Source organism: Actinosynnema sp. NPDC023658 (genome assembly GCF_040639995.1).
Taxonomy (GTDB): Bacteria; Actinomycetota; Actinomycetes; order Mycobacteriales; family Pseudonocardiaceae; genus Actinosynnema.
This window is the reverse complement of the sequence record NZ_JBFAAX010000941.1, coordinates 1-2,101: the sequence shown is the minus strand read 5'-3', so window position 1 is coordinate 2,101 and position 2,101 is coordinate 1. Positions and strand designations below refer to the sequence as shown.

The window sequence follows — 2,101 nt, the reverse complement described above, 5'->3', positions numbered from 1 at the left end:
GAAGAACATCCACACCTCCGGCTCGGCCGCGAAGCTGACGCACATCAACTACGCGTTCGGCAACGCGGCGACACCCCACCAGCGCCGCGCCGGCCTGCCCGCCGGCCGTCCGGTCGCGGCGAGCGCCAGCACCTTCTCCCGGTTGGCGGCGAAGCTCTCGTCGGTCATCAGAGCCGTGTCGCCGCGCACGTCCCGCACGACGTGGTCCATCTCGTCCTCACGCATCGCGCGCCTCCTCGGTCCTCAGCTTCGTCCTGGCCCTGTGCAGGCGCGTCCGCACCGTCTGCTCCTTGATCCCGAGCACCTCCGCGATCTCCGCGGCGGTCAGCTCACCCCACGCCACGAGCAGCAGCACGTCACGCTCCTCGGCGCGCAGCCCCGCGATGGCCTCGGCCATCCGCCGAGCGCGCACGTCCGCGTCCACGCTCTCCACGACCCGGTGGTCGACCTCGTCCTGAGTGGACCGGCGGCCACCGTCCCGCGCCCAGGCCCGCAGCCGGGTCTCCTCGGAACGGTGGTGCCGCCGCAGCAGATTGGTGGCTATCCCGTACAGCCACGCCTTGGGCCCGGCACGGGTCGGGTCGAACCCCGCCCGCTGCTCCCAGGCGACCAGGAACACGTCGGCCACGAGATCGTCGGCCACCGCCGTCCCTGCCCGCCGGGCCAGGTAGTGGTGGAGCGGGCGGGCGTGGGCGTCGTACCAGGCGGCCAGCGCTTCCGGTCCGTCCAGCCGCTCCACCGGAGGGCTCCTCCTGCGCGTCACCGGGACGCTGTCGTTTCGCACAGAACTGATTGCCGCTCGCCGCCGCAGGCGTTCCCGCGCTGCGCTTTTCAGTGCCTGCACCCGAGCCGGGTCGGACGGAGAGGCCTCGGTGCGCAGACAGGAGAACTCCTGGCAGATCGGACGGTGTCCATCCGCCGTTCCACCACGAGTCCCATTGTTGTCGCGCCCGCGGGCCACCGGGGTCATCTCGCGGTGCATGTTCGGCGGCTACAACTGAATCCGCCCGGCGGCGATGTACTCTTGCCGCCGCCGTCCACGTCTGGTGAGACCCTGTTCGTCGAACGGCACGACCAGCTGCGCGCATCACGGGGTGAACCATGGAGTTTGACCGCAACGCCGTCTACCCGTCGCCGCAGGAGTCGGGCACGCAGGGATCCCATCCGGACTCCGTCGGCGAGCAGGCACCGGGTGCGGTGCACGGGCCGCACACCGGGTTCCAAGGGACCCCCGGCTACCCGGCCGCACAGGTGCCTGGTTACCCGACCAGCGATGCGCCGGGCTACCCGACCGCGGGTTACCCGGCTGCGTATCCGGTAAGCGGGGTTCCTCAAGGCCACCCGACGGCCATCCCGGCCGGGCAGATGCCCGGTTACGGTCACCTCGGTGCCTATCCCGCGGGGCAGGCACCGGTAGGGGGCTATCCGGTGGGCTACCCGGCTCCGCCCGCGCCGGAGGGCACGTCGGTCCTCCGCGCCCTGCAGGCGTCGCTGGTGTGGGCCGGCGTGGTACTGGTCGTGGTCTTCAGCCTGGGCGGCGTGCCCCTGTCCGGGTACGGCCTCGGCACGATCGTGGGTCGGCTGCTGCCCATCTCCTTGGCCTCGGGCCTGCTGGTCCGGCTCTTCGTCAAGCGCAAGCGGATCGCTTTCGGGTGGTTGGTGCTCGCGTCGCTGCCCACGTTCATCGTCAGCTTCGTCGTCATCGGCGCGCTCCTGCTGGCAGGGCAACAGATCAACCGCTGACCGCCGCGTGACCACTTGATCGCGGACTGCCGCCGACAGCGGCACGCATCAGCGCGACGGGTGACAGCTCGCAACCCCGTCCGGACGGCAGTCGACTCCAGGGATGAGCGGCTCCTGGGAGTAAGCCGTATCAGGAACGAGTATGGGGTATCAGAATCCTGCACCGGAATGCTGACGCGGTCCTCTCCAGCACCCGAGCGCTCCAGAAGCCGCACCGCGATCCGAGCCGCAACGATCGCGCGCCGCACGCCACCGATCGATCATGCCGTGGTGGCGTCGATCCCCCACGAGCCTCAAGGAGCGACCGCGACAAGCGTGGCTCACCACGAACCCGACTCCGGAGCAACCGGCCCCGGAG

Annotated in this window: 3 protein-coding genes; 1 reads left to right on the top strand and 2 read right to left on the bottom strand. The window is 70.7% G+C overall.

The features are described 5' to 3' along the window. Positions 1–48: 48 nt before the first annotated feature. Positions 49–225, bottom strand: a complete 177-nt coding sequence (locus tag AB0G02_RS36695; RefSeq protein WP_360804043.1) for a hypothetical protein — start codon at positions 223–225, stop codon at positions 49–51. Further along, positions 218–739 (bottom strand): sigma-70 family RNA polymerase sigma factor, encoded by a 522-nt coding sequence (locus AB0G02_RS36690; RefSeq protein WP_360804040.1) that lies wholly within the window; start codon positions 737–739, stop codon positions 218–220. Before AB0G02_RS36690 ends, AB0G02_RS36695 begins: the two co-directional genes overlap by 8 nt. A 362-nt stretch (positions 740–1,101) precedes the next feature. On the opposite strand from AB0G02_RS36690, the gene AB0G02_RS36685 reads away from it, so the two are divergent. Next, a complete protein-coding gene (locus AB0G02_RS36685) occupies positions 1,102–1,743 on the top strand; it encodes a hypothetical protein (protein WP_360804037.1) in 642 nt (213 codons plus the stop codon). Positions 1,744–2,101 lie beyond the last annotated feature (358 nt).